The organism is Methylocystis sp. S23, from assembly GCF_054106005.1.
On sequence record NZ_CM134185.1, the window covers coordinates 1,906,396 to 1,932,952 of the forward strand.

At 67.2% G+C, this 26,557-nt stretch carries 31 protein-coding genes; 22 read left to right on the plus strand and 9 right to left on the minus strand.

What is annotated here, in order from left to right; genetic code table 11:
* Positions 1-41: 41 nt before the first annotated feature.
* From ACV7JP_RS09450 to truB, 12 genes are all read left to right on the plus strand, one after another.
* The gene (locus ACV7JP_RS09450) at positions 42-572 is read left to right on the plus strand and encodes an ABC-type transport auxiliary lipoprotein family protein (protein ID WP_457798959.1); all 531 of its coding nucleotides are present in this window, start codon (positions 42-44) and stop codon (positions 570-572) included.
* 271 nt (positions 573-843) lie between these two features.
* The gene (locus ACV7JP_RS09455; protein ID WP_457799058.1) at positions 844-1,233 is read left to right on the plus strand and encodes a 2Fe-2S iron-sulfur cluster-binding protein; all 390 of its coding nucleotides are present in this window, start codon (positions 844-846) and stop codon (positions 1,231-1,233) included.
* A gap of 242 nt (positions 1,234-1,475) precedes the next feature.
* Positions 1,476-2,525, plus strand: coding sequence for an NAD(P)/FAD-dependent oxidoreductase (locus tag ACV7JP_RS09460; RefSeq protein ID WP_457798960.1), 1,050 nt, complete (start codon positions 1,476-1,478; stop codon positions 2,523-2,525).
* 2 nt (positions 2,526-2,527) lie between these two features.
* Complete coding sequence (locus tag ACV7JP_RS09465; RefSeq protein WP_457798961.1) at positions 2,528-3,205, plus strand: 4'-phosphopantetheinyl transferase family protein; 678 nt, start codon at positions 2,528-2,530, stop codon at positions 3,203-3,205.
* A 438-nt stretch (positions 3,206-3,643) separates the two neighbouring features.
* Positions 3,644-4,402: a ribosome maturation factor RimP gene (gene rimP, locus ACV7JP_RS09470; RefSeq protein WP_457798962.1), complete on the plus strand. Its 759-nt coding sequence runs from the start codon at positions 3,644-3,646 to the stop codon at positions 4,400-4,402.
* A gap of 2 nt (positions 4,403-4,404) precedes the next feature.
* Positions 4,405-5,994, plus strand: coding sequence for a transcription termination factor NusA (gene nusA, locus ACV7JP_RS09475; protein ID WP_457798963.1), 1,590 nt, complete (start codon positions 4,405-4,407; stop codon positions 5,992-5,994).
* A gap of 32 nt (positions 5,995-6,026) precedes the next feature.
* Positions 6,027-6,767: an RNA-binding protein gene (locus ACV7JP_RS09480; RefSeq protein ID WP_457798964.1), complete on the plus strand. Its 741-nt coding sequence runs from the start codon at positions 6,027-6,029 to the stop codon at positions 6,765-6,767.
* Positions 6,760-9,387 (plus strand): translation initiation factor IF-2, encoded by a 2,628-nt coding sequence (gene infB / locus ACV7JP_RS09485; protein ID WP_457798965.1) that lies wholly within the window; start codon positions 6,760-6,762, stop codon positions 9,385-9,387. The genes ACV7JP_RS09480 and infB overlap by 8 nt, the downstream gene beginning before the upstream one ends.
* A gap of 29 nt (positions 9,388-9,416) precedes the next feature.
* Entirely contained in the window at positions 9,417-9,875 is a 459-nt protein-coding gene (locus ACV7JP_RS09490; RefSeq protein ID WP_457798966.1) for a hypothetical protein, read from the plus strand.
* Entirely contained in the window at positions 9,875-10,072 is a 198-nt protein-coding gene (locus ACV7JP_RS09495) for a hypothetical protein (RefSeq protein ID WP_457798967.1), read from the plus strand. The genes ACV7JP_RS09490 and ACV7JP_RS09495 overlap by 1 nt, the downstream gene beginning before the upstream one ends.
* A gap of 154 nt (positions 10,073-10,226) precedes the next feature.
* Positions 10,227-10,649, plus strand: a complete 423-nt coding sequence (gene rbfA / locus ACV7JP_RS09500; RefSeq protein ID WP_457798968.1) for a 30S ribosome-binding factor RbfA — start codon at positions 10,227-10,229, stop codon at positions 10,647-10,649.
* A 7-nt stretch (positions 10,650-10,656) separates the two neighbouring features.
* Positions 10,657-11,559, plus strand: a complete 903-nt coding sequence (gene truB / locus ACV7JP_RS09505) for a tRNA pseudouridine(55) synthase TruB (protein ID WP_457798969.1) — start codon at positions 10,657-10,659, stop codon at positions 11,557-11,559.
* Here truB and ACV7JP_RS09510 read toward each other — a convergent pair whose 3' ends face one another.
* Entirely contained in the window at positions 11,560-11,973 is a 414-nt protein-coding gene (locus tag ACV7JP_RS09510; RefSeq protein WP_457798970.1) for a type II toxin-antitoxin system VapC family toxin, read from the minus strand. It abuts the gene before it with no gap.
* The gene (locus tag ACV7JP_RS09515) at positions 11,970-12,215 is read right to left on the minus strand and encodes a type II toxin-antitoxin system Phd/YefM family antitoxin (protein WP_457798971.1); all 246 of its coding nucleotides are present in this window, start codon (positions 12,213-12,215) and stop codon (positions 11,970-11,972) included. The genes ACV7JP_RS09510 and ACV7JP_RS09515 overlap by 4 nt, the downstream gene beginning before the upstream one ends.
* A gap of 128 nt (positions 12,216-12,343) precedes the next feature.
* Here ACV7JP_RS09515 and murI point away from each other — a divergent pair, with 128 nt between their 5' ends.
* Positions 12,344-13,144 (plus strand): glutamate racemase, encoded by an 801-nt coding sequence (gene murI / locus ACV7JP_RS09520; RefSeq protein WP_457798972.1) that lies wholly within the window; start codon positions 12,344-12,346, stop codon positions 13,142-13,144.
* 54 nt (positions 13,145-13,198) lie between these two features.
* On the opposite strand, the gene smbP is transcribed toward murI, so the two are convergent.
* The 3 genes from smbP to ACV7JP_RS09535 all read right to left on the minus strand — a co-directional run bounded on the left by smbP (position 13,199) and on the right by ACV7JP_RS09535 (position 15,424).
* Positions 13,199-13,600 (minus strand): small metal-binding protein SmbP, encoded by a 402-nt coding sequence (gene smbP, locus ACV7JP_RS09525; protein WP_457798973.1) that lies wholly within the window; start codon positions 13,598-13,600, stop codon positions 13,199-13,201.
* A gap of 91 nt (positions 13,601-13,691) precedes the next feature.
* A complete protein-coding gene (locus tag ACV7JP_RS09530; protein ID WP_457798974.1) occupies positions 13,692-14,939 on the minus strand; it encodes a cytochrome-c peroxidase in 1,248 nt (415 codons plus the stop codon).
* 284 nt (positions 14,940-15,223) lie between these two features.
* Complete coding sequence (locus ACV7JP_RS09535; protein WP_457799059.1) at positions 15,224-15,424, minus strand: CsbD family protein; 201 nt, start codon at positions 15,422-15,424, stop codon at positions 15,224-15,226.
* Between the two features lie 253 nt (positions 15,425-15,677).
* Between ACV7JP_RS09535 and ACV7JP_RS09540 the strand changes: the two genes are divergently transcribed.
* The 4 genes from ACV7JP_RS09540 (at position 15,678) to ACV7JP_RS09555 (ending at position 18,593) form a co-directional block, all read left to right on the plus strand.
* A complete protein-coding gene (locus ACV7JP_RS09540) occupies positions 15,678-16,823 on the plus strand; it encodes a hypothetical protein (protein ID WP_457798975.1) in 1,146 nt (381 codons plus the stop codon).
* Positions 16,824-16,921: 98 nt separating this feature from the next.
* Positions 16,922-17,494, plus strand: coding sequence for a GTP cyclohydrolase I FolE (gene folE / locus ACV7JP_RS09545; protein ID WP_457798976.1), 573 nt, complete (start codon positions 16,922-16,924; stop codon positions 17,492-17,494).
* A gap of 234 nt (positions 17,495-17,728) precedes the next feature.
* Entirely contained in the window at positions 17,729-18,049 is a 321-nt protein-coding gene (locus tag ACV7JP_RS09550; RefSeq protein WP_457798977.1) for a hypothetical protein, read from the plus strand.
* A gap of 25 nt (positions 18,050-18,074) precedes the next feature.
* On the plus strand, positions 18,075-18,593 hold the full coding sequence (locus ACV7JP_RS09555; protein ID WP_457798978.1) for a hypothetical protein: 519 nt from the start codon (positions 18,075-18,077) through the stop codon (positions 18,591-18,593).
* 29 nt (positions 18,594-18,622) lie between these two features.
* On the opposite strand, the gene ubiB is transcribed toward ACV7JP_RS09555, so the two are convergent.
* From ubiB to mntA, 4 genes are all read right to left on the minus strand, one after another.
* Positions 18,623-20,185 (minus strand): 2-polyprenylphenol 6-hydroxylase, encoded by a 1,563-nt coding sequence (ubiB, locus tag ACV7JP_RS09560; RefSeq protein WP_457798979.1) that lies wholly within the window; start codon positions 20,183-20,185, stop codon positions 18,623-18,625.
* Positions 20,186-20,192: 7 nt separating this feature from the next.
* Entirely contained in the window at positions 20,193-20,963 is a 771-nt protein-coding gene (ubiE, locus tag ACV7JP_RS09565) for a bifunctional demethylmenaquinone methyltransferase/2-methoxy-6-polyprenyl-1,4-benzoquinol methylase UbiE (protein ID WP_457798980.1), read from the minus strand.
* A 74-nt stretch (positions 20,964-21,037) separates the two neighbouring features.
* A complete protein-coding gene (gene hepT / locus ACV7JP_RS09570; protein WP_457798981.1) occupies positions 21,038-21,451 on the minus strand; it encodes a type VII toxin-antitoxin system HepT family RNase toxin in 414 nt (137 codons plus the stop codon).
* On the minus strand, positions 21,441-21,842 hold the full coding sequence (gene mntA / locus ACV7JP_RS09575; RefSeq protein WP_457798982.1) for a type VII toxin-antitoxin system MntA family adenylyltransferase antitoxin: 402 nt from the start codon (positions 21,840-21,842) through the stop codon (positions 21,441-21,443). The genes hepT and mntA overlap by 11 nt, the downstream gene beginning before the upstream one ends.
* 80 nt (positions 21,843-21,922) lie before the next feature.
* On the opposite strand from mntA, the gene mutM reads away from it, so the two are divergent.
* The 5 genes from mutM (at position 21,923) to ACV7JP_RS09600 (ending at position 26,556) form a co-directional block, all read left to right on the plus strand.
* Positions 21,923-22,792: a bifunctional DNA-formamidopyrimidine glycosylase/DNA-(apurinic or apyrimidinic site) lyase gene (gene mutM / locus ACV7JP_RS09580; RefSeq protein ID WP_457798983.1), complete on the plus strand. Its 870-nt coding sequence runs from the start codon at positions 21,923-21,925 to the stop codon at positions 22,790-22,792.
* Between the two features lie 209 nt (positions 22,793-23,001).
* The gene (locus ACV7JP_RS09585; RefSeq protein ID WP_457798984.1) at positions 23,002-23,757 is read left to right on the plus strand and encodes an ABC transporter ATP-binding protein; all 756 of its coding nucleotides are present in this window, start codon (positions 23,002-23,004) and stop codon (positions 23,755-23,757) included.
* Positions 23,754-24,569, plus strand: coding sequence for an ABC transporter permease (locus tag ACV7JP_RS09590; RefSeq protein WP_457798985.1), 816 nt, complete (start codon positions 23,754-23,756; stop codon positions 24,567-24,569). The genes ACV7JP_RS09585 and ACV7JP_RS09590 overlap by 4 nt, the downstream gene beginning before the upstream one ends.
* Entirely contained in the window at positions 24,569-25,297 is a 729-nt protein-coding gene (locus ACV7JP_RS09595) for a TlyA family RNA methyltransferase (RefSeq protein WP_457799060.1), read from the plus strand. Before ACV7JP_RS09590 ends, ACV7JP_RS09595 begins: the two co-directional genes overlap by 1 nt.
* Positions 25,294-26,556 (plus strand): class I SAM-dependent RNA methyltransferase, encoded by a 1,263-nt coding sequence (locus tag ACV7JP_RS09600; protein ID WP_457798986.1) that lies wholly within the window; start codon positions 25,294-25,296, stop codon positions 26,554-26,556. Before ACV7JP_RS09595 ends, ACV7JP_RS09600 begins: the two co-directional genes overlap by 4 nt.
* Position 26,557 lies beyond the last annotated feature (1 nt).

The following is a 26,557-nucleotide window of genomic DNA, read 5'->3' on the forward strand; positions in this document are numbered from 1 at the left end:
CGAGGGCTTGGGGAGGTCACGCGCGCGCGCTTTGCGCCGCGATGGCGCTCGGCGTCGCTGGCTGCGCCCAGCCTCCCGGCCGGATCTTCGACCTCGCTGGCGCGTCTGGCGCCGCGCGCATGGCGGCGCACGGCGACGGCGCGCTCTCGGTCCGAACGCCCCTGGCCGTCGCGCCGACGAGCACGAATCGCATCGTCGTGCGCGATCTGGACGGCAGCGTCTCGGCGCTGCCCGGCGTTGAATGGTCGGAGCCCCTGCCGCGCCTGCTGCGCGAACGTCTGATCGAGTCGCTGCAACGGGCCGGAGTCGGCGCCGCGCGGATCGGCGGGGGCGGTCGCGCGCTCGCCGCCGATATCCGCCGTTTCGAGATCGACGTGGCGCGCGATGCGGCGGTCGTCGAGATTTACTTCCGCATTCTGGACGAGAATACGGGCGCGGCGCGCGCCGCCCGGAACATCGTGGCCGAGGCCCCCGCGCCGGAGCATACGGGCGCGGCGGCGGCTCTCGCGCTGACCGACGCGGCCGCGCAGGCGCTGGCCAGCGCCGCGATCTGGACGCGCGGCCGTCTATGAGCCTTTCCGGGCCGTTCCCCGCGCGGCGATCGCCGGGCCGGCGAGAACGTCCCGGCGAATTTCGCGATGAAATTTCGCAAGTCGGGCGGCCTTCGCCGCGATCCCGAAGAGGGGGCTAGCGCGGCAAACGGGCCAGTGCTAATCGAGCCCAGCAAAAATCGAGCGTTCGGCGAGGCCGAACGGCGGTGAAGCGCCGACGATCGCAAAACAGACGGGTCGCAAATCATTTGCGGGCGGACGGCGCGGCCGGATGAGGGAAGAGACGGGCGTCATGGTGAAGATGAGCTTCGACGACACGGCTGCACGCTACGGCGCCGAACCGGGCGGCGGCGCGCCGACCAAGGTCAAGATCACTTTCGTCGACTCGAACGGCCAGCCGCGCACGGTCGAGGGCGAGGTCGGCTCCACGGTGATGGAGACCGCGCGCCGCAACGACATTCCCGAGATCGCGGCCGAATGCGGCGGCGCCTGCGCCTGCGCGACGTGCCATGTCTATGTCGATGAAAAATGGACCGAAAAGGTAGGCAAGCCATCGCAGATGGAAGAGGATATGCTGGATTTCGCCTTCGACGTGAAGCCGAATTCCCGCCTCTGCTGCCAGATCACGGTGCGCCCGGAGCTCGACGGGCTCGTGGTGAACACTCCCGCCCAGCAGGGCTGACGCGCCGCTCGCCGCGCTGCGGCGGCTTCACGCCGCAGCGGTTTGGCGTTGCATCTTCCGATGAATGCTATAGACGAACGCGAGCGGCGGCGGATGGCTCATCCGCCGGTCGGCTGGCCGCGTTCGAAAATCCTCCCCGGTTTCCGCGCCAGGCCGTTTCCCGATCGCTCGCGAGGGTGTTTTTCCCTTCGCCGCCGGAGGACCGAGGCGACGCCCGCCGCCATTGAGACAAGGATTAGGACATGAACCAGCTCAACGAAGCCGCGATCGAAACCGATGTCGTCATCGTCGGCGCCGGCCCGGCCGGTCTCTTCGCGGTGTTCGAACTGGGTCTTCTGGACATCAAATGCCATGTCATCGACATTCTGCCGCGCGCCGGCGGGCAGTGCTCCGAGCTCTATCCGGAGAAGCCCATCTACGACATTCCGGGCCTGCCGGAAGTGACCGGCCAGGGGCTGACGGATAACCTCCTCAAGCAGATCGCGCCTTTCCATCCGACCTTCCATTTCAATGAAATGGTCGAGACGCTCACCTCGCTCGGCACGCCGGAGAAGCCCTCCTTCCGCCTCACCACCGACGCCGGCAAGGTCTTCCTCGCCAAGGTCGTCGTCGTCGCGGCGGGCGGCGGCTCCTTCCAGCCCAAGAAGCCGCCGATCCCGACGATCGAGCAATATGAGGGCACGTCCGTCTTCTACGCCGTGCGCCGCATGGAGGACTTCCGCGAAAAGGACGTCGTCATCGTCGGCGGCGGCGATTCCGCGCTCGACTGGACGCTCAATCTCCAGCCCATCGCGAGGAGCCTGACGCTCGTCCATCGCCGCGACGCCTTCCGCGCCGCGCCGCATTCGGTCTCGGCGATGCAGGAACTGGTGAAGGAAGGGAAGATTTCCTTCAAGCTCGGCCAGATCACCCAGGTCGAGGGCGCCGACGGCCAGCTTTCGAGCGCCTTGCTGAAGGGGAATGACGGCAGTGAAGAGCGGCTCTCCTGCCATCGCCTGATGCCTTTCTTCGGCCTGACCATGAAGCTCGGCCCGGTCGCCGAATGGGGCCTGCAGCTCAACGAGAACCTGATCCCGGTCGACACCGAGAAATTCGAGACGAGCCATCCGGGCATCTTCGCCGTCGGCGACATCAATTATTATCCGGGCAAGCTGAAGCTCATTCTCTCGGGCTTCCACGAGGGCGCGCTGGCGGCGCAGAAGGCGCATCGCTACATCTTCCCGGACAAGAAGCTGTTGTTCCAATATACCACGTCCTCGACCAACCTTCAGAAGAAGCTCGGCGTCTCCTGATCGTGGATGTCGCGGTCCGGGCGCTGAACCTTGCGGGCGTCTCGCCCGAGCAGTGGTCGGCGCTCGCCGCTTTGCTGGACGATGAGGAGCGCGCCCGTGCGGCGCGCTTCGCTTTTGACGAGGACCGTCAGTCCTACGTCGCCGCGCATGCGCTGCTGCGCCTCGAACTGTCGCGCCGCGCCGGTCTTCCGGCGCGGGACTGGCGCTTCGCGGCGACGAAGCTCGGCAAACCCTTTCTTCTCGATCCGCCGCGCGATCTGCGCTTCAGCCTGTCGCATACGCGCGGCATGGTCGCCGTCGCCGTCGCGGAAGGCGTCGAGATCGGAATCGACGTCGAGCCCTCGGACCGCCGCGCCGAAAGCATGAAGCTCGCGCAGCGCTTCTTCGCGCCCGAGGAAGTCGCGCTGCTCGCCGCCGTCGAGGGCGAGACGCGCCGCGATCTTTTCTTCGCGATCTGGACGCTGAAGGAAGCGGTGGTGAAGGCGACCGGCCAGGGGCTCGCGCGGGCGCTCGACAGTTTTTCCGTTTCGCTCGATCCGCCGCGCGTGACGATGCGCGACGGCTCGCCGCAGGAGTGGAGCGCCGCGCATTGGCGGCGCGGGTCGTTCCATTTTGCGCTCGCCGCGCAGGGAGCGGTTAGGGCTGATTTCAGCGAGGCGGAGCTTGCCTCGTTGCTTTGATCCCGCGCCCACTATTGAACGGCATTTCGATCGACCGGTTCCGTCATCGCGAGGAGCAGAGCGACGAAGCGATCCAGTCGCAAGGATGAGCGCCGGATAGGCCGCTCTGGATTGCTTCGCTGCGCTCGCAATGACGGCGGTCGGTCGGGCCATTCTGTGTTCGCCTCCGGATATGTGGGGCTCCTTCCCATTGAAAGAACCCCGCCCGGCGGCCTTCGACCAGCGACCTCCCTGTGAAGGGGAGGCGTTTAACGGCTCATCGGCAAGATTGATTGCAAGTCCGCCGGCGGTTCTCCTTGCCTCTCCCCGCCCTCCTAGTGTATAGAAGCTCAAATTCCATCTCATAACGATCATTCTCGCAATGGTCGCCGTTGAGGGTGGGGCCCCGCGGGGACCCGCTCTTTTTTGTTTGGCGAACCCGAACCGCAGGAACCAGGCTTGACCGAAAGCGCTCCCATCGACGCCGCCCTCGACGAGCCCCGTCTCGTTTTGGAGACGGGCGTCGCCGCGCGCGTGGCGCATCTCGCTGAGCCGGTGCTCGCGCAGCTTGGCTTCCGGCTCGTGCGCGTCAAGCTGATGCAGCAAAACGGCCAGATTTTGCAAATCATGGCCGAACGCCCCGACGGGATCATGACCATCGACGATTGCGAGGCGGCGAGCCAGGCGCTTTCCCCCGAGCTGGACGTCGCGGATTTCATCTCCGGCGAATACCGGCTTGAGATTTCGTCTCCCGGCGTCGACCGGCCGCTGGTGCGCGTCTCGGATTTCGCCCGCGCGGTGGGCCACGAAGCGCGCGTCGAGCTGACGCATCCGCTCGAAACGGGGCGCAAGCGCTTTCGCGGGATCATCATAAGCGTTGAGGGCGAAGGCCGCGCCGCCAAAGTGACGATCGAGCGCAACGACGCGCGCGCCGATGAGGAAAAGCGCGTCACGCTGCCGCTCGCCGATCTCGACGAGGGCAAGCTGATGCTCACCGAGGCGCTCATCCGCGAATCGCTGCGCGCCGGCAAGCTTGAACAGGCGGCGCAGGAAGAAGAGGCCGGAAACCAAGAGGAAGAACGTCCGCGCCGGGGGCCGGGACGCTTCCGCGGCCCGCAGAAGAACAAGGCAAAGCCGCTGGTTCCGGCCGGCGTGCAGACGCATTTCAAGAAAGGTCTGGGATCGAAATCCCGTTCCGCCCGCTCCGAGGGAGAGTGACCATGGCCGTCAGCGCCAACCGACTTGAAATTTTGCAGATCGCCGACGCCGTCGCGCGCGAGAAGTCGATCGACCGCACGATCGTCATCGCCTCGATGGAGGACGCGCTGCAAAAGGCGGCGCGCTCGCGCTATGGACAGGAGACCGAGGTGCGCGCCGAGATCAATCCGCGCACCGGCGAAGTCCGCTTCTCGCGTCTGCTGCTCGTCGTCGACAAGGTCGAGAACGACGCGACGCAGATTTCGATCGAGGACGCCCGCAAGCGCAATCCCGCCGCGCAGCCCGGCGACTGGATTTCCGAGACGCTGCCGCCCTTCGACTTCGGCCGCATCGCCGCGCAGTCGGCCAAGCAGATCATCGTGCAGAAGGTGCGCGAGGCCGAGCGCGACCGCCAATATGAGGAATATAAGGACCGCATCGGCGAGATCGTGAACGGCGTCGTGAAGCGCGTCGAATATGGCAATGTCATCATCGATCTCGGCCGCGGCGAGGGCGTCATCCGCCGCGACGAGATGATCCCGCGCGAGATGTTCCGCCCCGGCGACCGCGCCCGCGCCTATGTCTATGACGTGCGGCGCGAGCAGCGCGGGCCGCAGATCTTCCTGTCGCGCACGCATCCGCAATTCATGGCCAAGCTCTTCAAGCAGGAAGTGCCGGAGATCTATGACGGCGTGATCGAGGTGAAGTCGGTCGCCCGCGATCCGGGCTCGCGCGCCAAGATCGCCGTCGTGTCGCGCGACTCCTCGATCGATCCGGTCGGCGCCTGCGTCGGCATGCGCGGCTCGCGCGTTCAAGCCGTCGTGCAGGAATTGCAGGGCGAGCGCATCGACATCATCCCCTGGTCGGCGGACGCCGCGACCTTCATCGTCAACGCGCTGCAACCGGCGGAAGTGGTGAAGGTCGTTCTCGACGAGGACAGCTCGCGCATCGAGGTGGTCGTGCCCGACGATCAATTATCGCTCGCCATCGGCCGCCGCGGCCAGAATGTGCGCCTGGCGTCGCAGCTCACCGGCTGGGACATCGACATTCTGACAGAGGCCGAGGAGTCCGAGCGCCGGCAGAGGGAATTTGAGGAGCGCACCCGCGTCTTCATGTCGGCGATCGACGTCGACGAGGTGGTGGGCCGCCTGCTCGCCTCGGAAGGCTTCCGCTCCGTCGAGGAGCTCGCTTATGTCGAGCTGCCCGAGCTCGCCTCGATCGAGGGATTCGACGAGGAGACGGCGAACGAGATCCAGACCCGCGCGCGCAACTATCTCGAGCGCGTCGAGGCGGAGAACGAGGCGCGCCGCAAGGAGCTGGGCGTTTCGGACGAACTGCACGAGATCGACGGCATGACCACCGCCATGATGGTCAAGCTCGGCGAGAACGACGTGAAGACGATGGAAGATTTCGCCGGTTGCGTGCCGGACGACCTCGTCGGCTGGACCGAGAAGAAGGACGGCGAGACCACGAAGCATGAAGGCTTCTTCGAAGGCGTCGATCTCTCGCGCGAGGAGGCCGAGGCGATGATCATGGCCGCGCGCGTGCGCGCCGGCTGGATCGAGGAGCAGGCCTCCGAGGCGGCCGAGGAAACGCCGGCGGAGGACGAATAAGGACAGTGACGGGCTTGGCGGCGAGAGAAGTCTTGGCGAGCAAAGAAAGCGAGTCCGAGCGGACCTGCATCGTCACGCGGCGGCGCGCGCCGCCCGAGGCGATGATCCGCTTCGTGCGCGGACCCGACGGGGTCATCGCGCCGGACATTCGCGCGCGCCTGCCGGGCCGCGGCGTCTGGGTCGGCGCGCGCGCCGATCTGGTGGCGGAGGCCGCCAGGAAGCGGATCTTCGCCAAGAGCCTCAAGGAGCAGGCGGAGGCGCCGCCGCGGCTTGCGGAGGACGTCGATCGCCTGCTCGAAGCCGATTGCCTGCAAATGCTGGCGCTCGCCAATAAGGCCGGCGCGGTGACGGCCGGCTTCAACAAGGTCGCCGATCTGCTCGCAAAGGGCGCGGCCGGAATTCTCGTCGAGGCCAGCGACGGCGGCGCGGACGGCAAGCGCAAGCTGCGTCAAAGCGCCCGGCGGGCGGAAAGCGGAGACGCGCCGGAAAACGATGGCGTTCCGCCCATCGTCGGCTTATTTACGTCAAGCCAATTGGATTTGGCTTTGGGACGCACAAATGTGATACATGCTGCGCTCGCCTCTGGCGGGCCAGGAAAGAGTTTTCTTTCGCGCTGCCGCCGGCTGGCGGCCTATCGGGGCGTGACGCCGGACGGCGCGCCCCTTGCGGCGCAGATGATGCGGGATGAGCAGCCGGACGCTGGCGGGCGGCCGGAGAGGACAGTGGATACTATCGGGTCGGAAGCGGCCGAGGATCGGAAGCTGGATGAGTGAGAGCGAGAACAGCGACAAAACCCTGACTGTCGCGCCGTCGAAGACGTTGCATCTGAAGCAGCGGCCGGCCGGGGAGCAGGGCATGGTGCGCCAGAGCTTCTCCCATGGCCGCTCGAAAGTGGTCGTGGTCGAGAAGGTGAAGCGTCGCGCGCCGGGCCATGCCGAACCGGCGAAGCCCGCCGCGGCCGCTCCCGCCGCGGCTCCGCCGCCCCGCGCCGAGCAGCCGCGCCCGGCCGCGCCGCCGCGCGGCAATTCCGGCATGGTGCTGCGCGCTTTGACGGAGGAGGAGCGTGAGGCGCGCGCCCGCGCTTTGGTCGACGCCCGCACCCGCGAGGAGGAAGATCGCCGCCGCGCCGAGATCGAGGCCAAGGCCCGCGCCGAACGCGAGGAGCGCGAGCGCGCCGAGCGCGCCGCCGCCGAAGCGCGCAAGCGCGAGGAGGAGGAGCGCCTCGCCCGCGAGGCGGAGGCGAAGCGCAAGGCTGAGGAAGAGGCGCGTCGCCGCCTGCCCCAGGATGGCTCCGCGCCTTCCGTCACGGCGCCCGCCGCGCAACCGAAAGCCACGCCCGCGGCAAGGCCCGCAGCCGCCGCGGCGCCCCAAAGATCGGCCGCCGCGCCGTCCGCCGGCCGCACGGCCGAGCCGGTCAAGCGCCCGCCCGTGCGCACCATTGGCGGCTTCACGCCGCCGGCGCCCCCGCGCCCCGCGCCGTCCCGCAGCGGCGAGGTGAAAAACCGCGGCCGCCTGACGGTCACCACGGCGACGAGCGAGGAGGGCGAGGAACGCACGCGCTCCGTCGCCTCCTTCCGCCGCCGCGTGCAGCGCCTGAAGGGCTACGGCCACGCGGAGCAGAAGGAAAAGATTTCGCGCGAGGTCGTGCTTCCCGAGACCATCACGATTCAGGAGCTCGCCAACCGCATGTCCGAGCGCGGCGTCGACGTGATCCGCCTGCTGATGAAGCAGGGCGCGATGCACAAGATCACCGACGTGATCGACGCCGACACGGCGCAGCTCGTCGCGGAGGAGATGGGGCACACGGTCAAGCGCGTCGCCGAGTCCGACGTCGAGGAGGGCCTGTTCGACACGCCCGACGCCGACGCCGATCTCGAGCCCCGGCCGCCGGTCGTCACCATCATGGGCCATGTCGACCACGGCAAGACCTCCCTGCTCGACGCCATCCGCCAGGCGAATGTCGTCGCGGGCGAAGCCGGCGGCATCACCCAGCATATCGGCGCCTATCAGGTGACCTCGCCCGGCGGCCAGCCGATCACCTTCATCGACACGCCCGGCCACGCGGCCTTCACCGCCATGCGCGCCCGCGGCGCCAAGGTGACGGATATCGTCGTGCTGGTGGTCGCCGCGGATGACGGCGTCATGCCGCAGACGATCGAGGCCATCAATCACGCGCGCGCGGCGGGCGTTCCGATCATTGTCGCCATCAACAAGATCGACAAGCCGGACGCCCGGCCCGAGCGCGTGCGCACGGAGCTGCTTCAGCACGAGGTGCAGGTCGAAAGCATGGGCGGCGAGACGCTCGAGATCGAGGTCTCGGCCAAGCAGAAGCTCAATCTCGACAGGCTGCTCGACGCGATCTCGCTGCAGGCCGAGGTTCTCGACCTCAAGGCCAACGCCGAGCGCGCCGCCGAAGGCACGGTCATCGAGGCGCGCCTCGACAAGGGCCGCGGCCCGGTCGCGACCATGCTGGTGCAGCGCGGCACGCTGCGGGTGGGCGACATCATCGTCGCCGGCACGCAATGGGGCCGCGTCCGCGCGCTCCTGGACGATAAGGGCGCCACGCGCCAGGAGGCCGGTCCGAGCTTCCCTGTGGAGATTCTCGGCTTCAACGGCACGCCGGAGGCCGGCGACCGCGTCGCCGTGGTCGAGTCGGAAGCGCGCGCCCGCGAGATCACCGAATATCGCGAGCGCATGAAGCGCGACAAGCTCGCCGCCCGCGGCGGCTCGGCGCGCGGCTCGCTCTCCGACATGATGAGCCAGCTCAAGACGGCCGGCCGCAAGGAGTTCCCGCTCGTCATCAAGGGCGACGTGCAGGGCTCGGTCGAAGCGATCGCCGCCGCGCTCGAGAAGCTCGGCACGGACGAGGTCGCCGCGCGCATCGTGCATGCGGGCGTCGGCGGCATCTCCGAATCCGACATTGCGCTCGCGGAAGCCTCGGGCGCCGCGGTCATCGGCTTCAATGTGCGCGCTCATAAGGAGGCGCGCGAGGCGGCCGAACGCGCCGGCATCGAGATCCGCTATTACAACATCATCTATAATCTCGTGGACGATGTGAAGGCGGCCATGTCGGGCCTGCTCGCGCCGACTCTGCGCGAGACCATGCTCGGCAATGCGCAGATTCTCGAAGTCTTCGATATCTCCAAGGTCGGCAAGGTCGCGGGCTGCCGCGTCACCGACGGCAAGGTCGAGCGCGGCGCGAGCGTGCGCCTCATCCGCGACAATGTCGTCGTGCATGAGGGCAAGCTCTCGACGCTCAAGCGCTTCAAGGACGAGGTCAAGGAGGTTGACGCCGGCCAGGAATGCGGCATGGCCTTCGAGAACTATCAGGACATGCGCGCGGGCGACGTCATCGAATGCTATCGCGTCGAGGAGATCAAGCGGACGCTGTAAGGGCGACGGCTTGTCATGGGAGGAACGCCATGAGCGCGACGAGAGAGCAGCGGTTCGAGCTTGCGGTCAGAAAGATCGTGCAAGGAGCGAGCGAACTCGATCAGTGCTTCGCGTCGCATGGGGGCTCTTGTGACGAGGAGCTGGCGAGAACCATCCTGGCGGTGTCAGAAGTCCTTCGCCGTCATACGCCGTCGACGTCCGCTTTTGGCGCCGCCGACGGATCGCTCCGTGAAGCCGGCGATGAGCCCGACGCGAATGCGCGGCTCGACGCCGCGCAGGAGGCGTTGGAGCAGTATTGCTTGAACTCCCCCGCCCGCGCGGTCGATTTCATGCTGGCTTCTCTCGATGGATCGGCCGGGATGATGTCGGAGATCGTCGACGAAACGCGGCGCGATCTCGTCAAGATGGAGGTTCGTAGAAAGCAGATTGATCGCACGCAGGCGCAGACGCGGGAAATTCTCGAGCATCTGCTCGCGGAGACGCATTGATGGGGGAAGGCGGGGAAGCGGAAAAGCCGCCGGCGTCGCGAGACAGCGAGGCCGGCGAGTGGAAGCTTTCCTGGAGACGCTTCCTCGAATTCGGAAAGAATATTCTCGAACTTGAGCGCCTCGTGTCGTCGTTGAAGACCGAAAACAAGGAACTGCGGCGAGAGTTGCGCGACGTCAACGGCAGCTCGACGAATTGAGCGGCGAAGTGAAAGGAATATCGAGATTCGTCAGCAACGCAATGGACGACAGGATCGACGCTAAAGTCGAAAAGGCCGAAGTCCGCGCGTTTGAAAGACTCCTCGCCATGATGCGCGGATCGTCATCCCGCGAAATCGAGTAATCTTAGGAAAAATGTCCCGATCCCATCATTCCGCCGGCTCCGCGCCGTCGCAGCGCATGCTGCGCGTGGCCGAGCTCGTGCGTCACGCAATGGCGCAGATGCTTTCGCGCGGCGACATCAACGATCCCGTTCTCGAGAAGCACGTCGTCACCGTCTCGCGCGTGAAGATGAGCCCCGACCTGAAGCTTGCGACGGTCTATGTCATGCCGCTCGGCGGCAAGGACGAGGCGGCCGTCATCGCCGCGCTCGACCGCCACAAGAAATTCCTGCGCGGCGAGATCGCGCATGAGGTCAATCTGAAATTCGCGCCGGAAATCCGTTTCCGCATCGACGACAGCTTCGACGCGGTCTCGCGCATCGACGCGATTCTCAATTCCGATCGCGTGAAGCGCGACCTCGAGGCGTCCGGCGACGACGCAGACGATAAAGCCTGAGACATTTATGAGTCAGAGAAAATCGAATCGCGCCGTCGTCGACGGCTGGGTTGTGCTCGACAAGCCCGTGGGGTTGACCTCGACGCAAGCCGTGTCGCGCCTCAAGCGCATCTACAACGCGCAGAAGGCGGGCCACGCGGGCACGCTCGATCCGCTCGCTTCCGGCATTCTGCCCGTCGCCTTCGGCGAGGCGACCAAGACCGTTCCTTTCGTGCAGGACGGCGAGAAGGCCTATCGCTTCACCGTCAAATGGGGCGCGGAGACAAACACCGACGATTCCGACGGCGAGATCGCGCGAACGAGCGCGAAGCGTCCCGAGCGCGCCGAGATCGAGCGCCTGACGCCGCAATTTCTCGGCGACATCCTGCAGACGCCGCCGCAATTCTCCGCGATCAAGATTGGCGGCGAGCGCGCCTACGATCTTGCGCGCGAGGGCGAACGGGTGGATCTGAAGGCGCGCGCCGTCACCATCCATTCGCTGACGATCGAAGCCTTTTCGCCTGAAGAGACCGTCTTCTACATGGAATGCGGCAAGGGCGCCTATGTGCGGGCCGTCGCGCGCGATCTGGGGCGCCTCATGGACTGCTACGGCCATGTCACGGCGCTGCGGCGCACGCGCGTCGGGCCGTTCGTGGAGGAGGATTCCTACACGCTCGACGAGATCGAAGGCCAGGGCATGGCCGGCGAGGCGCTGCTTTCGGTCGAGGCGGGCCTCTCGGAGCTTCCTTGCGTCGTCGTCGACCGCGACGCCGCGGCGCGGCTGCGGCGCGGCGGCTCGGTCATCCTGCGCGGCCGCGACGCTCCGGCGGAAGGCGTGGTCTATGCGGCCTGCGGCGGCGTGCCGGTCGCTTTCGGCGAAGTGGTCGAGGGCGCGCTGGAGCCGTCGCGCGTCTTCAATCTCCCGTTCTGATCAAGCTGCCGGATCGATGATCTCGACGCTCTCAGCGTGCGCCGCGCGTTCGAGATCGGCGTCGAGCGTCGCGAGCGGCAAGCCTTTGCGCAAGGCGAGCTCCAAATATGCGGCGTCGTAGGACGTCAGCCTATGCTTGCGGGCGAGAAGCAGAAGCTGCGTCTCGCCGCACGCGCGATCCGTTTCGATGGGTAGGCGTCCGAGGATATTCAGGAAGGCGGCGCTGTCCTGCTCGCTGAGCCTCTTGCGCCGCTCGTTGATAAGCAGAACGTTGCGAATTTCGAAAAAGAGCAGGCTCGGGGCGAGCGCGCCGCCTTTGCGCAAAAGGGTCACCGCTTCGACGGCGCGCGGGTGCTGCTCGTCAGCGAGCGCCGCCGCTGCGAGAATCGAGGCGTCTATGACAAAAAGGGTCAATATTTGTGACCTTCTCGACGCGCGGCGAGCAATTCGTCGAGCGGCGCTTTTTCGACGCGATCCCGGAACCGCAGAAGCTCGTCGACTGCACGCGCCGCCTCCGCGGCGCGAAGATTGGCTTCGGGGACGAGCCGCGCGATGCCGCGTCCATGGCGGGTGATGAGGATCGTTTCACCATGTTCGACGGCGGTGAGAAGCTCGGCGAGCCGAGCCTTGGCTTCAGAGGCTTGTATTTCGCGCATGGCCGATTTTTGACCAGTCGAAACGACAGGTCAATTTATTTCGTCTGGCTGCTTTCCGCTCATAATGCGGCGTTAATCCCAAGCGGCGCTATTAATCAGCGACGATTCGCGACGATCAACGCAAGCCGATGACCAAACCGCCCAAAATCCTCGTCTTCGATTCCGGCCTTGGCGGTCTCACGGTCTTTGCCGAAATCATCAAGGTCCGGCCTGGCGCGGATTACGTTTATGGCGCGGACGACGCCGGCTTTCCCTATGGCTCCTGGAAGGAGCCGGACCTTGTGGATCGCGTCGTGCGGGTGATGGAGAAGCTCATCGCCGAGCATGCGCCGGACATGGTCGTCATCGCCTGCAACACGGCCTCGACCATCGCGCTGCCCGATCTGCGGCTGCGCTGGCCGCATATTCCCTTCGTCGGGACGGTCCCCGCCATCAAGCCCGCGGCGGAGCGCTCGCGCTCGCATCTCATCTCCGTGCTCGGCACGCCGGGAACGGCGAAGCGCGACTATACGCAAAATCTCATCGCGCAATTCGCCGGCCATTGCCGCGTGAGGCTCGTCGGCTCCGCCGCGCTGGCAGGGCTCGCCGAAGCGCAGATGCATGGGCGGGACGTCCGCGACGTGGAGATCGCCGCGGAGATCGCTCCCTGCTTCGTGGAGGAGGCGGGCGCGCGCACCGACGCGGTGGCGCTCGCCTGCACCCATTATCCGCTGCTGGTCGAGGATTTCCGGCGCCTCGCGCCCTGGCCGGTGGATTGGATCGATCCGGCGCCCGCGATCGCGCGGCGCGCCGATTCCTTGCTGCGCGAAAAGGGGATCGAGGAGAGCTTCGCCAGAAAGGGGCAGGCGCGCGCCGTGTTTACGAGCGGCGCGACGCCCGGTCCGCCATTGCGCGCGACCCTGGCGCGTTACGGGCTCGTCGCGGGCTGACCGCGCGCCGCGAGGAAGTCCGGCTCTCTCGCGGCGCCTGGGGAAAGGCGAAGACTACTTCGAGGTTTCCTGAGCGTGGGTGAGGTGCGTCAGCGCCTGCTCCGCATGCTTCTTGGCGACCTTGGCGTGGCCCTTCTTGCCGTGGGCGATGGCCTGTTTCAGATGCTTGATTCCGGCCGCCGTGTGCTTGTTCGGCTTGGCCGCCTGGGCGGCGTTCGCGTGCTCGAGCGCGGCGCTCGCATGTTCGGTCACGGACGCGGCGTTGCGTTCCGCCCCGGCGCCGACAGCTTCACGCGCATGGGAAACGGCCTGGGCGAGATGATCCTCCTCCTGCTGGCCGGCGACGGCTTTCGTCGCCTCCTCGACCGGATTGGCCTGGGCGAGCGCCAGTTGAGGGGCGGCGGCGAGGCTCACGCCCGCGGCGAGCAGAAGGGCGGCAAAACGACGATTCGACATGGAAATCCTCCCGGCTAAGCGAAGCCGTCGCGCCGGCTTCGTCATGGCGGGAAATGGGAAGCGAGACGCGCCAAGGCAAGCCCGCCTCGGATCATTGCGCCGGGCGGTCGGTCAGCGTCTCTAGAAAGGCCGTGACGGCGTCGATCTCTTTCTCCGACAGGCGCGGCTTCTGGCCTTCCTTCCGATCGTAGGGAACTTCTTCCGTATTGACGTTCTCGCGATATTCCGACGGTAGATCGTCGAACTTCGCCGCCTTGCCCTTCTCGCCCTTCGGATACCAGCGCGAAGGGTCGGTGTCGCGCGTGGCGTAGAAAGCGACGACGTCGCGCAGCTTCGTGAAAACGCCATTGTGAAGATAGGGGCCCGTCACCGCGACATTGCGCAGCGTCGGCGCCTTGAAGGCGCCGCAGAGGCTGCCGACGTCGAAGCCCGCGGGCGCGATCTTGTCGAGGCCGGGGCGCTTGCAGAGGCCGAGATCGAGCGCATTGGCCGTGGCGGCGATGGCGAAGTTCTTTGGAGCGCCGAGCGCGTCATAGGTGAAGTCGGTGAAGAGCCAGTCCCGCGGATCGCGCGAGTCTTCCTTGCCGACATGGCAGGCGAGGCAATTGCCCTTCTTCGGGTCCTTGAAGAGCTCGAAGCCCTTCTGTTCAATGGCGGAGAGCTTGGCGCTTCCGCGCAGATAATCGTCGAATTTCGATGCGAAGGGGTGGAAGCGTGCGCTCGACTCGAAGGCGACGACGGCCTGCGCCAGCTTCTCGAAGGCCTTGTCGGGATCGTCGAAAACCGTCTCGCCGTAGACTTCCTTTGCGAGCGCAGCGTATGCGCCGTCGCGGATCGCCTCCACGGCGGAGCGCTTGGAGGGCGCGTTCATCTCCAGCGGATCGAGCAGCGGTCCCTCGAATTGCGCGAGAAGATCGTCGGCGCGCCCGTCCAGGAACTGTCCCCCGGCGGGAATCTTCTCGACCTTGCCCGTCTCCTCGTCCTTGTCGTCGATGAAGCCGAAGGGCGGGGCGAAGGAGGCGTACATGATCGTCGGCGTGTTGCGCTTGCCGAGCGAGTCCGGCTTCGAGCCGCGCGCGACCGCCGGCGCGGGCGAGCCGTTCGAGCCCTGAAAGGCGGCGGCGGCGTCGTGGCAGGAGGCGCAGGAGACGCCCGCCGGGCGCGAGAGGCTCTTATCCTCGAAGATGTGCTTGCCGAGGCGCTCCAAAGGCGACAATCCGGCCTCGTCGGCGGCGGTCTGCGTCGCGGGTTCGAGCGCCGTCGCCCGGAAGGGCGAAAAAGCGAGCGCCGACAAGGAGAGCGCCAAGGCGCCGCGCAGAAACAGATGTCGAGGAAGCATGGCCGTTCGCTTCGTTAAATAACTCAATGAATTCTAGAAAGCCTGTCTACGGCGCGTCAATTTCGCTAGCTTGGATTCCTTCCAGGCAAGGCTGCGCCCCGTCGTCGCGGGTCCGCGCATGGAATGCGCCGATTCCGCCTCCGGGAAGGCCGCGCCGGGAAGAATGGAGGGGAGGCTCGAAAGCCTTGTGAAGCCGCCCCGCGAGGCCCGGCCTCGGCCGGGCGGGACGTCGCGGGCGGCTTCCGCGGAAAGGGCGGCCAGGATGCGGCCGCCCGTCGCGCGCTTTACTGGAGCGTCTTCAGCCAGTCGTCGACATTGCGCTTCGCCTGGTCTTTGCCGATCCCGTATTTCTCCTGAATCTTGCCTTCGAACTGCTCGCGGCTGCCTTCCATGCGGTCAATGTCGTCGTCGGTCAGCTCGCCCCATTTCTCTTTGATCTTGCCCTTGAATTGCTTCCAGTTCCCCTCGATGCGGTTCCAATCCATCATGATCGGTCTCCTTCGCGAGAGAGCGCGGGATGCGCTCCGGCGGTCGGCGGGCAGCGTGCAGAGCCCGCCCGATGCGCCCAAAACGCGGCGGTCCTGGGCATGTTCCGGCGCGAGCGGGACTTAATAGGCGAATAACCGCCACAATTTATGGTTTTGATTCGGGACAGCGCTCGCCGGACGGACGCCGGCGGCGGCTGGCCGCGACTTTTCCCGCCGGGTTCGGCGGTCCACGACACACAAGTGGGCAGGCATGAGCATGCAAGCTGACGACAAGGAACTCATGGCGGCTTTCGCCGAGTTCAAGGAACTCCTGAAGCGCGACGCGGAGCCTGCGAGCGGCTCCAAGGCGCCGGAAGTGACGCTTGAGCCAAAGTTCTCCGTCGCGCCGGAAGCCGCGCCGGAGCCGGTTCAACCCCCGCCATTTCCCTCGCCCGACGCCGCTCCGGCGGATTTCGCGCCGCCGCGCATCGCGTCGGCCGAAGCCGACGATTGGACGCCCTCGGCCGGGGACGCGCTCTTCGCGTCCGACCGGCCGCCCGAGGGCGGGCGCCGGAAATTGATCTATCTTTCGGTCGCGATTGTCCTCGCGGGCCTTGCCGGGCTTGGCTGGACGCTCTCCAAATGGCGCGCGCCCGCCGAGGAGCCTTCGATCGCCGACATCTCGCCTTCGGAGACGGAGGCCGCCGCGCCGACCGATCAGGCGACGCTTGACGAGCCCGCCGCCGACGCGCCCAAGGAAGAGGCGGCGGCGCCGGAAGGCGACGCCGCGCCGCCCCAGAGCGCCGAATTGACCCCGCCTTCGGCCGAGTCGCCGGAGCCCGAGGCCGCCGTTCCGCTCCCGGCGGTTCCCGTGGCTCCCGCGTCTCCGCCCGTCGCGGCGGCGGCGCCCGCCGCAAGGCCTGTCGCGCCCCAGCCTGTGGCGAGCGCGCCGGCTGTCCCGCCGGCCCCGGTTCCCGCCGCGCGCCCCGCCGCCGTGGCGCCTGTCGGGCCTGCTCCGGGGGCGGCCGCCATCGCGCCCGTTCCCGCCGCGCCGGCCGGCGCGGTCGCCAAGCTCACGCCGCCGGCCGCGCCCGCCGCGCCGCCCGCCAACCGCTTCATGGCGCCGCCTCCGGAGGCCCCGGCCCCCGCCGCGCCGGCCAAGGCCGAATCCGTCAATCCGGAGCCAAAGCCGGCGCCCGCCAAGGCCGCCAAGCCGAAGTCCAAGCCGGCGCAGACCGCCAAGAAGCCGAAGCCGCGCGCGCCCGAGGCCGCGCCCGCCGCCGAGGCGGCCGCCGCGCCGGAGCCCATGCCGGCGCCCCCGCCGCAAAATGAAGGCGGCGCCTTCGGCTTCGTGAAGCGGGCGGTGAATTCTGTGGGCTCGGCGATCGGGAGCGTCGGCCGCAGCGTCGCGCCCTGAAAGCGGGGCATTTGCCAAATCGGCCGCTCCGTCGCAAGTTGACAGCGACGGGGCGGCTTTTTTGCGCGCCCCATGCGGGAATGTGCGGGAGCATTCGAATGGCCAAGCCGACCCAGGCCGACGCAGAAGCGGCCGTGCGCGTCCTCATCGAATGGGCGGGAGACGACCCCAATCGCGAGGGTCTTCTCGATACGCCGGCCCGCGTCGCGCGCTCCTATAGGGAGCTTTTCTCGGGCTACGAGATCGATCCGCGCGATTATCTCAAGCGCACCTTCGAGGAGGTCGGCGGCTATGACGAGCTCGTCGTGCTCAAGAACATTCGCGTGGTGAGCTTCTGCGAGCACCATATGCTGCCCGTGCTCGGCCGCGCCCATGTCGGCTATCTGCCGACGCACCGCGTCGTCGGCATCTCCAAGCTCGCCCGCGTCGTGCACGGCTTCTCGCGGCGCCTGCAAATCCAGGAGAAGCTGACGGCCGAGATCGCCGAGGCGATCCAGGACATTTTGCAGCCCCAGGGCGTCGGCGTCGTGATCGAGGCCGAACATAATTGCATGACGCTGCGCGGCGTGAACACGCCCGGCTCCTCGCTCACGACGAGCAAGCTGCTCGGCGTGATCCGCGACGATCCGCGCACGCGCGAGGAGTTTCTCGGAATGGCGCGGGGAGCGTGACTTTCCTCGAGAAGCGGTGAGAGGATCAGGGGCAAGGCGGCGTCGATGCGCGCCCGTCGCGCTGTAAGTAAGGAGCCCGAGCGCTTCTTTTTGCCCCTCGCCCCGGCCTGCTCCCCGCACGGGGAGAAGGGCGCGACCTCCGCGCCTCATCGTTCCTTCCTGCCTGCCCCTCGCCAGGAACATCTCCGCGCAAGTCGCGTTGACTCGCCACTTGTCAAACCGTCGGAGGCGGCAATGGCCGAGGAACGCAATATACAGCAGCGCCAGCATAACGGGCACGGCGCGGGCGAAATGACGGGCGCGATCGCGCAGCAGGCGTCGACCGCCGCGGAGCAGATGGGCCGCGCCGTTCAGCAGGGCGTGGGCCGCGCCAATGCGGCATTTTCCGCAGTTTCCGAGCGCAGCGGCGAAGCGGCGCAGCGCACCGGCGAGGTGCTGGGCAATTTCCGGTCGGCGATCGAGACCTCCGCGCGTTCGCAGCCGGGGACGACCGTCGCGCTCGCCGCGCTCGCCGGTTTCGTCTTCGGCGCCTTCTGGAGGATGGGCGGCAGATAAAATTTAATTCCCCTGAATGCGCGTGGTGACGTCCATGTTTGAGCCGATCATCAAGAGGGCCGAGAACGCCGTCGGCGCCACGATCGTCCGCATGTCCGGAAATGCGATGGCGGCGGTTCCGCTCGTCATCGCCTTCGGTTTCGCATTGGCCGCCGCAACCTATTGGGCCAATGAGGAGCTCGGGCCGCTGTGGGGCAATCTCGCGATCGCCGGCGTATTTCTCGTTCTCTCGGCTTTCGTCTTCGCTTACGCCCGTCGCCGTGAAGCCGTGCAGCAGGCGCGCGCGAGCGCCGAGCTCGCGGCCCTGACCGAGGCCTCGCCCATGACCGCGATCTCGCGGGCGCTGCAATCGTCCAATGTTTCGCAGGCTCTGCTGGATCTGGCGAAAACCGCGGCGCCGAGCGCGGCGAAAAATGCGGCGCGGGCCGCTATTCGCGAAGCGCCGCGAAACCTGCCGCTGCTCATCGGGGCGGGACTGGGTCTGATGGCCGCGTCGCGTCTCGTCAACGCCTGGACGAACGGGACGAACGGCCGGCGGCATTGAGAGAGCTTGCGAGCCTGAAGGCGCGCGTCTTAACTGAAGAGCCAGGCCGCGAGCAGCGCGATGGCCGTCAGCCCGATCAGCAGCCGATTGTCCGAGCGGCGCCGCGTGTCGGCCATGGCGTCGATGGCGTGAGGCGAGAGATCGACGCCCTGATCCGCCATCTTCGAAATGCGCTCGATGGCGGTCTCGGCGTCGGCCAGCGTCTTGGGCAGATGCGTCGCGAGCTTCGCAAGCTCCATGACGCTCTTCCCGGCGTCTTCCAGTTTCCCCTTCGGCCCGAGATTTTCCTCGATCCAGCCGCGCACGACCGGGTCGCAGGTCTTCCAGATGTCGAGCCTGGGATCGAGCCTGCGCGCGACGCCTTCGGCGACGACCATCGTCTTCTGCAGCAGCACCAGCTCGGTGCGCGTGCGCATGTCGAAGAGGGCGGTGACCTCGAAGAGCAGCGTCAAGAGCCGCGCCATGGAAATATCCGAGGCGTTGATCGTGTGCAGCGGCTCGCCGATGGCGCGCAGCGCCTGGGAAAATTCCTCGATCGAGTGCTTGGCCGGCACATAGCCGGCCTCGAAATGCACCTCGGCGACGCGCTTATAGTCGCGGACGATGAAGCCGTAGAGAATCTCGGCGAGGAAGCGCCGCTCCTTCGCGCCGAGACGGCCCATAATGCCGAAGTCGATGGCGACGAGGCGGCCCTCCCTGTCGACGAAGAGATTGCCCTGATGCATGTCGGCGTGGAAGAAGCCGTCGCGCATGGCGTGCCGCAGGAAGGATTGCAGCACATGCGCGCCGAGCGCCTTGAGGTCGTGGCCCTCCGCCGCGACGCGATCGAGGTCGGAGAGCGGCGCGCCGTCGATCCATTCGAGCGTCAGGACCTCGCGGGCCGTGCGGTCCCAGTCGACATGCGGCACGCGAATGTCGGGATCTTTCTCGACATTCTCGGCGAATTCGGAGGCCGCGGCGGCTTCGAGGCGGAAATCCGTTTCGAGCTTCACCGTGCGCGCCAGCGTATCGACGACCTCGATCATGCGCAGGCGCCGGCCTTCCGACGACCAGCGCTCGGCGAGGCGCGCGACCATGTACATGTCGCGCAGATCGCGCGCGAACTGGCCCTCGACGCCGGGGCGCAGCACCTTCACCGCGACCTTGCGCTCCCTGCCGTCATAGCGCGCCGTCGCCATATGGACCTGCGCGACGGAGGCGGCCGCGACCGGCTCGCCGAAGCTCGTGAAGATTTCGCCGATCGGCTTGCCGAGCGACGCCTCGACGATCTCGACGGCTTTTTCGCGCCCGAAGGGCGCCATGCGGTCCTGAAGCGCGGTCAAGGCGTCGGCGATCTCGCCGCCGACGACGTCGGGGCGGGTCGCAAGGAATTGGCCGAGCTTCACATAGGACGGGCCGATCTGCGACAGCGCGCGCACCAGCGCCGCGCCGGCGTTCTCGCCCTTGCCCTTGGCGAAGAGATTGGCGAGCCGCACCAAAGGCGCGGCGGCGGGCGGCAGGAGATTGGGATCGACGGAGGTGAAGACGCCTTCGCGCGCCAGAATGTAACCGGCGCGCGCCAGCCGCAGGAAATTGCCGGTTTGAAGCAGCATCGCGGCCTTAATATTTCCAGCCGGAATGGATCGCGACCACGCCGCCGGTGAGGCGCTCATAGCCCGTGCGGCGGAAGCCCGCCTTGCGGATCATGCGCTCGAAATCGTCGGCCGGCGGGAACTGGCGGATCGACTCGACGAGATAGCGATAGGGTTCGCCGTCGCCCGCGACGAGCTTGCCGACGATCGGGATCACATTGAAGGAATAGGCCTCGTAGATCTTGTCGAGCCCCGGCGCGTTCACCTGAGAGAATTCAAGGCACAGGAAGCGGCCGCCGGGTTTCAGCACGCGATGGGCCTCCTCCAGCGCGACCTGGATGCGCGGCACGTTGCGGATGCCGAAGGCGATCGTATAGGCGTCGAAATGATTGTCGGGGAAGGGCAGGGACTCGGCGTTGGCCTGGACGAATTCGAGCTTGTCGCCGACGCCTCTCTCGCGGGCGCGGTCGCGGCCGACCTCCAGCATGTCGCCATTGATGTCGAGCACGGTGATCTCGGCGTCGGGCGCGGATTGCCTAGCGATGCGGAAGGCCACGTCGCCCGTGCCGCCCGCGACGTCGAGGTGCCGGAAGGCCGGACGGTTGCGGGCGTTGACCTTGGCCGCGAAAGTGTCCTTCCACAGGCGGTGGAGGCCGCCCGACATCAGGTCGTTCATCACGTCGTAGCGGCGGGCGACCTTGTGGAACACGTCGTCCACGAGATGCTGCTTTTCCGAAAGGGGCACTTCGGAATAGCCGAAATGGGTCGAACCCTCTCGGCCGGAACGGGAATCGGTCATCTATCGCTCGCCTGACGTTATGGACGGGGGAGGGTATAGCCGCTCCCGGGCGGGAAGGCTATGGGCGCGCCATTTCAGCGTTCATGGGCCAGAAGGGCGGCGCTGAAGGCCGTGAAATCATCGAGATGCTTCGTGATGACCGCGACGACGATCGGCAGGAGAAGAGCCTGGTAATCGTGGACGGCGATGTTTCGGAACCCCACCATTTTCTCCAGCCGCTTGGCGAGGTCCAGCTCGATCCGCCCGCCGGCGGCGAGGAGCGCGAAAACGTCGCGGGCGCTTTGAGGGGCGCCGAGGCGGTCCCGCCGGATGAGATGCTGGCCCATATCGAGCGCCGCCTCGCAGGCGCGCTGGATATTCAGGATCGCCGCGTCCTGCCGGGTGAAATCCGACGCGAAGCTCTCGGGCCCCTTGGCGTATTCCTCGCGGGCGCGCCGCACGCAGCGTTCGATCGCGGCCGCCTTGTTGAGGATCACATTATCGGCCATAGACGCGCCCCTCGCGAAGGATGTCGGCATAGAGCCCGGCGTTGCGTTCGTCGAGCGCCGTCTTTTCGCTGAGGATGAAGGCTTCATAGATATCGGCGCCCACGTCGCGCGCCCAGAGGCGGCGGCCCTTGGCGACGATCTGGTGCTGGAGCACGGTGGAGGCCGTGCGCAGATCGACGAGATCGACATGGGCGTCGACCACATTCGCCAGCTCGCAGGCGATGTCCCAGACGAAAACGGGGTCGAGCGGGCCGTCGTTCAGGACGGCGAGGTCCACGTCGCTTTCGGGGCCCGCGTCCCCGCTCGCAACGCTGCCGAAGAGATAGACCGCCATGGCGTCCGGCAGCCGCTTGCGCAGATGGGCGACGACCGCCGACTCGTCGAACTTCATGGGCCTCTCGCGATTTGCTATGGCGTCTTATAGCGCGGCGCGCGGCGCCCGCGAAGCGCGACCCCGGCGGACTCTCCAGAATGCCCGAACTCCCAGAAGTCGAAACCGTCCGGCGCGGCCTCGCGCCCGCGCTCGTCGGCGCGCGCATCATGCGCGTTGAGCAGCGGCGGGGCGACCTTCGCTTTCCCTTTCCGCCCGACTTCGCCGCGCGGCTGACGGGCCGCCGCATCCTCTGCCTGCGGCGGCGCGCGAAATATCTGCTGGACGACCTCGATCAGGGCGAGACGCTCGTGATGCATCTCGGCATGTCCGGCTCCTTCCGGATCGACGGCGATGTTCAGGGCTTTTTCCATCATCCGCGCGACAAGAGCGCCGCGCATGACCATGTCGTCCTCCACATGGAGAACGGCGCCCGCGTCACCTATAACGATCCGCGCCGCTTCGGCTTCATGCTGCTCATTCCCACCGCCGAGCTCGACGCGCATAAGCTGTTTTCGGGGATCGGCGTCGAGCCTTTGAGCGACGCGCTCGACGCCGTCTTTCTCGCCCGCGCCTTTCGCGGCCGCGCCGCGCCGGCCAAGGCGCTGCTGCTGGACCAGCGGCTCATTGCGGGGCTGGGCAATATCTATGTCTGCGAGGCGCTGCATCGCTGCGGGATTTCGCCCTTGCGCGCGGGGGGCAAGCTCGTCACCGCGGCCGGCAGGCCAACGGCGGCGCTGGCGCGGCTGCCGGCCGCGATCAGAGCGGTGCTGGGGGAGGCGCTCGCCGCCGGGGGGTCGTCGCTGCGCGACCATCGGCAGGCGGACGGGTCGCTCGGCTATTTCCAGCATTCCTTCCGCGTCTATGACCGCGAGGGTGCGGCCTGCCCGACGCCGGGCTGCAAGGGCGCGATCGCGCGGGCGGTACAGTCCGGGCGCTCTACCTTTTACTGCCCTGAGTGCCAGAAGTGATCTGCGGAGCTTTTCTCTCCTTCATCCTGAAAAGGCCTCGTAGAGGCCGTCTCGAAGGACGAAGGAGAGAAAAGCGCTCTGTGGCGGCCTTCCTCGTCCTTCGAGACGTCTGCTTCGCAGGCTCCTCAGGATGAGGAAGGCCTCGCCCGGTCGGCCGGCGGGGCGCGTTGACCCTTGCCGGAGCAATCCGGCCACGCCATAAACGTCCCATGTCCCCCTCATCGTCCGAACCGGCGCTCGCGGTTCATGGCCTCTCCAAGACCTATGGCGCGCGCAAGGTCGTCGGGCCGCTCGATTTCGCCCTGTCCCCCGGCAGCGTGACGGGCCTGCTCGGCGGCAACGGCGCGGGCAAGACCACGACGATCGGCATGGTCATGGGGCTCATCGAGCCGACCGAAGGCTCAATCCGCGTCTTCGGCCATGATCTGGCGCGCGACCGCTACGCCGTCCTCGGCCGCATGAATTTCGAGAGCCCCTATGTCGATCTGCCGCACCGCCTCACCGTGCGGCAGAATCTGCGCGTTTTCGGCCTGCTTTACGACATGCCCGACGTGGACGCGAAGATCGAGGAGCTGGCGTCGTCCCTCGCGCTCGACGAGTTCATCGACCGCCAGACCGGCCGCCTCTCGGCGGGGCAGAAGACGCGCGTCGCCATCGCCAAGGCGCTCATCAACGATCCCCAGCTTCTCCTGCTCGACGAGCCGACCGCCTCGCTCGATCCCGATACGGCCGACTGGGTGCGCGCGCGGCTCGAGGCGCATCGCGCCACACATAATTGCGCCATCCTGCTCGCCTCGCACAATATGGGCGAGGTCGAGCGGCTCTGCGACCGCGTGCTGATGCTGAAGGAAGGCGTCATCGCCGATGACGGCTCGCCCGCCAATCTCATTGCGCGCTATGGTCGCGCCAATCTGGAGGAAGTCTTTCTCGATCTCGCGCGCGGCCGCGCGGGAGCCGCGTCATGAGCGGCTTCTCGCCCAAGCGCGTCGGCGCCATGCTTCTGCGCTACAGCTATCTGCTGCGCGCGACCTATACGCGCATACTCGACATCCTCTATTGGCCCTTCGTGCAGATGCTCACCTGGGGCTTTTTGCAGACCTATCTCGTGCAGGCGGGCGCGCTGCAATCGCCCGGCGGGGCGGCGCAGGCGGCGGGCACGCTCATCGGCGCAATTCTGCTGTGGGACATTCTGCTGCGCGGCCAGCAGGGTTTCTCCTTCTCCTTCATCGAGGAGATGTGGTCGCGCAACCTGCCCAATATTCTCATGAGCCCGCTGCGGCCGGGGGAATTCATCCTCTCGCTCATTCTCATGAGCCTCATCCGCCTCGCCGTCGGCGTGCTGCCGGTGACGCTCTTCGCGATCCTCTTCTTCGGCTTCAATCTCTGGGCGCTCGGCGTCGCCTTCGGCGCCTTCTTCGTCGTGCTGATGTTCTTCGCCTGGAGCGTCGGGCTTTTCGTCTCGGGCCTGTTGCTGCGGCTGGGGCTCGGGGCGGAAAATCTCGTCTGGTCGCTGATGTTCTTCGTGCAGCCCTTCGGCGCCGTCTATTATCCGGTCTCGACCTTGCCGCAATGGCTGCAATCGGTCTCCTGGACCTTGCCGCCGACCTATGTTTTCGAGGGCCTGCGCGCCGTGCTGATCGACCATGTCGTCCGCTGGGACCTGCTGGCGCAGGGCCTGGCGATCGACCTCTTCCTCTTCGCCGCCGCCTGTCTCGCCTTCGGCGAATTGCTGAAAAGCGCGCGGCGCGCCGGCACGCTGCTGCAGACGGGCGAATGATGGCGACGAAGCGCGCCGACGCGGCCCTTTGCGAGTGGGGCTATTTCGAGAGCCGCGCCAAGGCGCGCGAGGCGATTCAAGCAGGCCTTGTGACGGCGGACGGCCGCCTCGTGACGAAGCCCTCGACGCCGATCGAACAAAGCGCGTGGATCGTCGCCTCCGCGCCTTACCCCTGGGTCTCGCGCGGCGGCGTGAAGCTCGCTCACGCGCTGGAAGCGTTCCATGTCGATCCCGCCGGCCGCTTCTGCCTCGACGTGGGCTCATCGACGGGCGGTTTCACCGACGTGTTGCTCGCGCGCGGCGCGCGTCATGTCGCGGCGGTGGATGTCGGTCACGGCCAGTTGCATGAGAGGCTGCGCGGCGACGCGCGGGTGACGTCCATGGAGGGGCAGGACGCCCGCGCTCTGGCGCCGGCGCAGCTCGCCGAGGCGCCGACGCTCATCGTGATGGACGCCAGCTTCATCTCGCTCTCCGCGCTGTTGCCCAATGTCGTCGCCCTCGCCGCCTCGGAGGCGGAGATCGTCGCGCTGATCAAGCCGCAATTCGAGGCCGGCCGCGCCGCCGTGAAGAAAGGCGTGGTGCGCGACGAGAAGATTCACGCCGAGGTCTGCGACAAGGCGCGCAGAGACATGGAGGCGCTGGGCTGGCGCGTTCTCGGCGTCGTCGCGTCGCCGATCGAGGGCGGCGACGGCAATCGTGAATTTCTCCTTCACGCGGCGCGGCCATGAAGCAACTTGTCATTGAACGCCTCGGTCATCGCGGCGAGGGCGTCGCGCGCGACGGAGAGGCGCGCGTCTTCGTGCCCTATGCGTTGCCGGGCGAGACGGTGACGGCGCAAATCGAAGGCGAGCATGGTCGGCTGATCGAGATCGTCCGTCCTTCGCCCGACCGCGTCGCGCCGATCTGCCCGCATTACGCCCGCTGCGGCGGCTGCGCCGTGCAGGCGCTCGCCCCTCCCGCCTATTCGGAATGGAAGCGCGGCCTGGTCGAAGCCGCCCTGCGCAACGCCGGCTTGGCGCTCGACGTCGCGCCGCTTGTCGACGCGCATGGGGCCGGCCGCCGGCGCGTCGCCTTTCATGCGCGCATGGCGCGGGGGCAGGCGCGCCTCGGCTTCATGGCCGCGCGCTCGCATGAGATTGTCGAGATCGACGCCTGCCCGCTGCTCGTTCCCGAGCTTGCCGGGGCGCTGCCGGCGGCGCGCGCCATCGCGCGGATCCTCGCGGGGCGCGGCAAGCCGCTCGATCTCTCCTTCACCGCGACTCTGGAAGGCATGGATGTCGATCTGCGCGGGCCGGGTCCGCTGGAGGAGCATGAGACGAGCGCGCTCATCAAGGCCGCCAAGACGCATGACCTCGCCCGCCTTTCCAATCACGGGCGCCTGGTGACGCTGCGCCGCGCGCCTTTCATAGAAGTCGGTCCGGCGCGCGTTTCGCCGCCGTCGGGCGCCTTTCTGCAGGCGACCGGGGCGGGCGAGGAAGCGATCGCCGCGCGCGTGCTCGCCGCGGCGCAGGGAGCGAGGCGCGTCGCCGATCTTTTTTGCGGCGTCGGCGCCTTCGCGCTGCGGCTCGCCCAGAGCGCGCGCGTCTCCGCTTATGATTCTGCAGCCGAGTCGGTCGACGCCATGCTCGCGGGCGCCCGCAATGCGACCGGGCTCAAGCCGATCGACGGCGCGGCGCGCGATCTCTTTTCCCGTCCGCTCACGGCGCCGGAGCTCGCCGCCTTCGACGCGGTCGTCTTCGATCCGCCGCGCGCCGGGGCGGCGGCCCAGGCGACGGAAATCGCCCGGTCCAAAGTCAAAACCGCGATCGCGGTTTCTTGCAGTGCACAAAGTTTCGCGCGGGACGCCGCAATTTTGCTCAGCGGGGGCTTTACGATTGGCTCCGTCCTTCCCATTGATCAATTTCGCCATTCTCCCCATGTCGAAATTGTTGCGGTTTTTTCGCGCGGGGACGGGCGGAAGCGGCCAAAACGCGGTCTTCTAGGGTAAA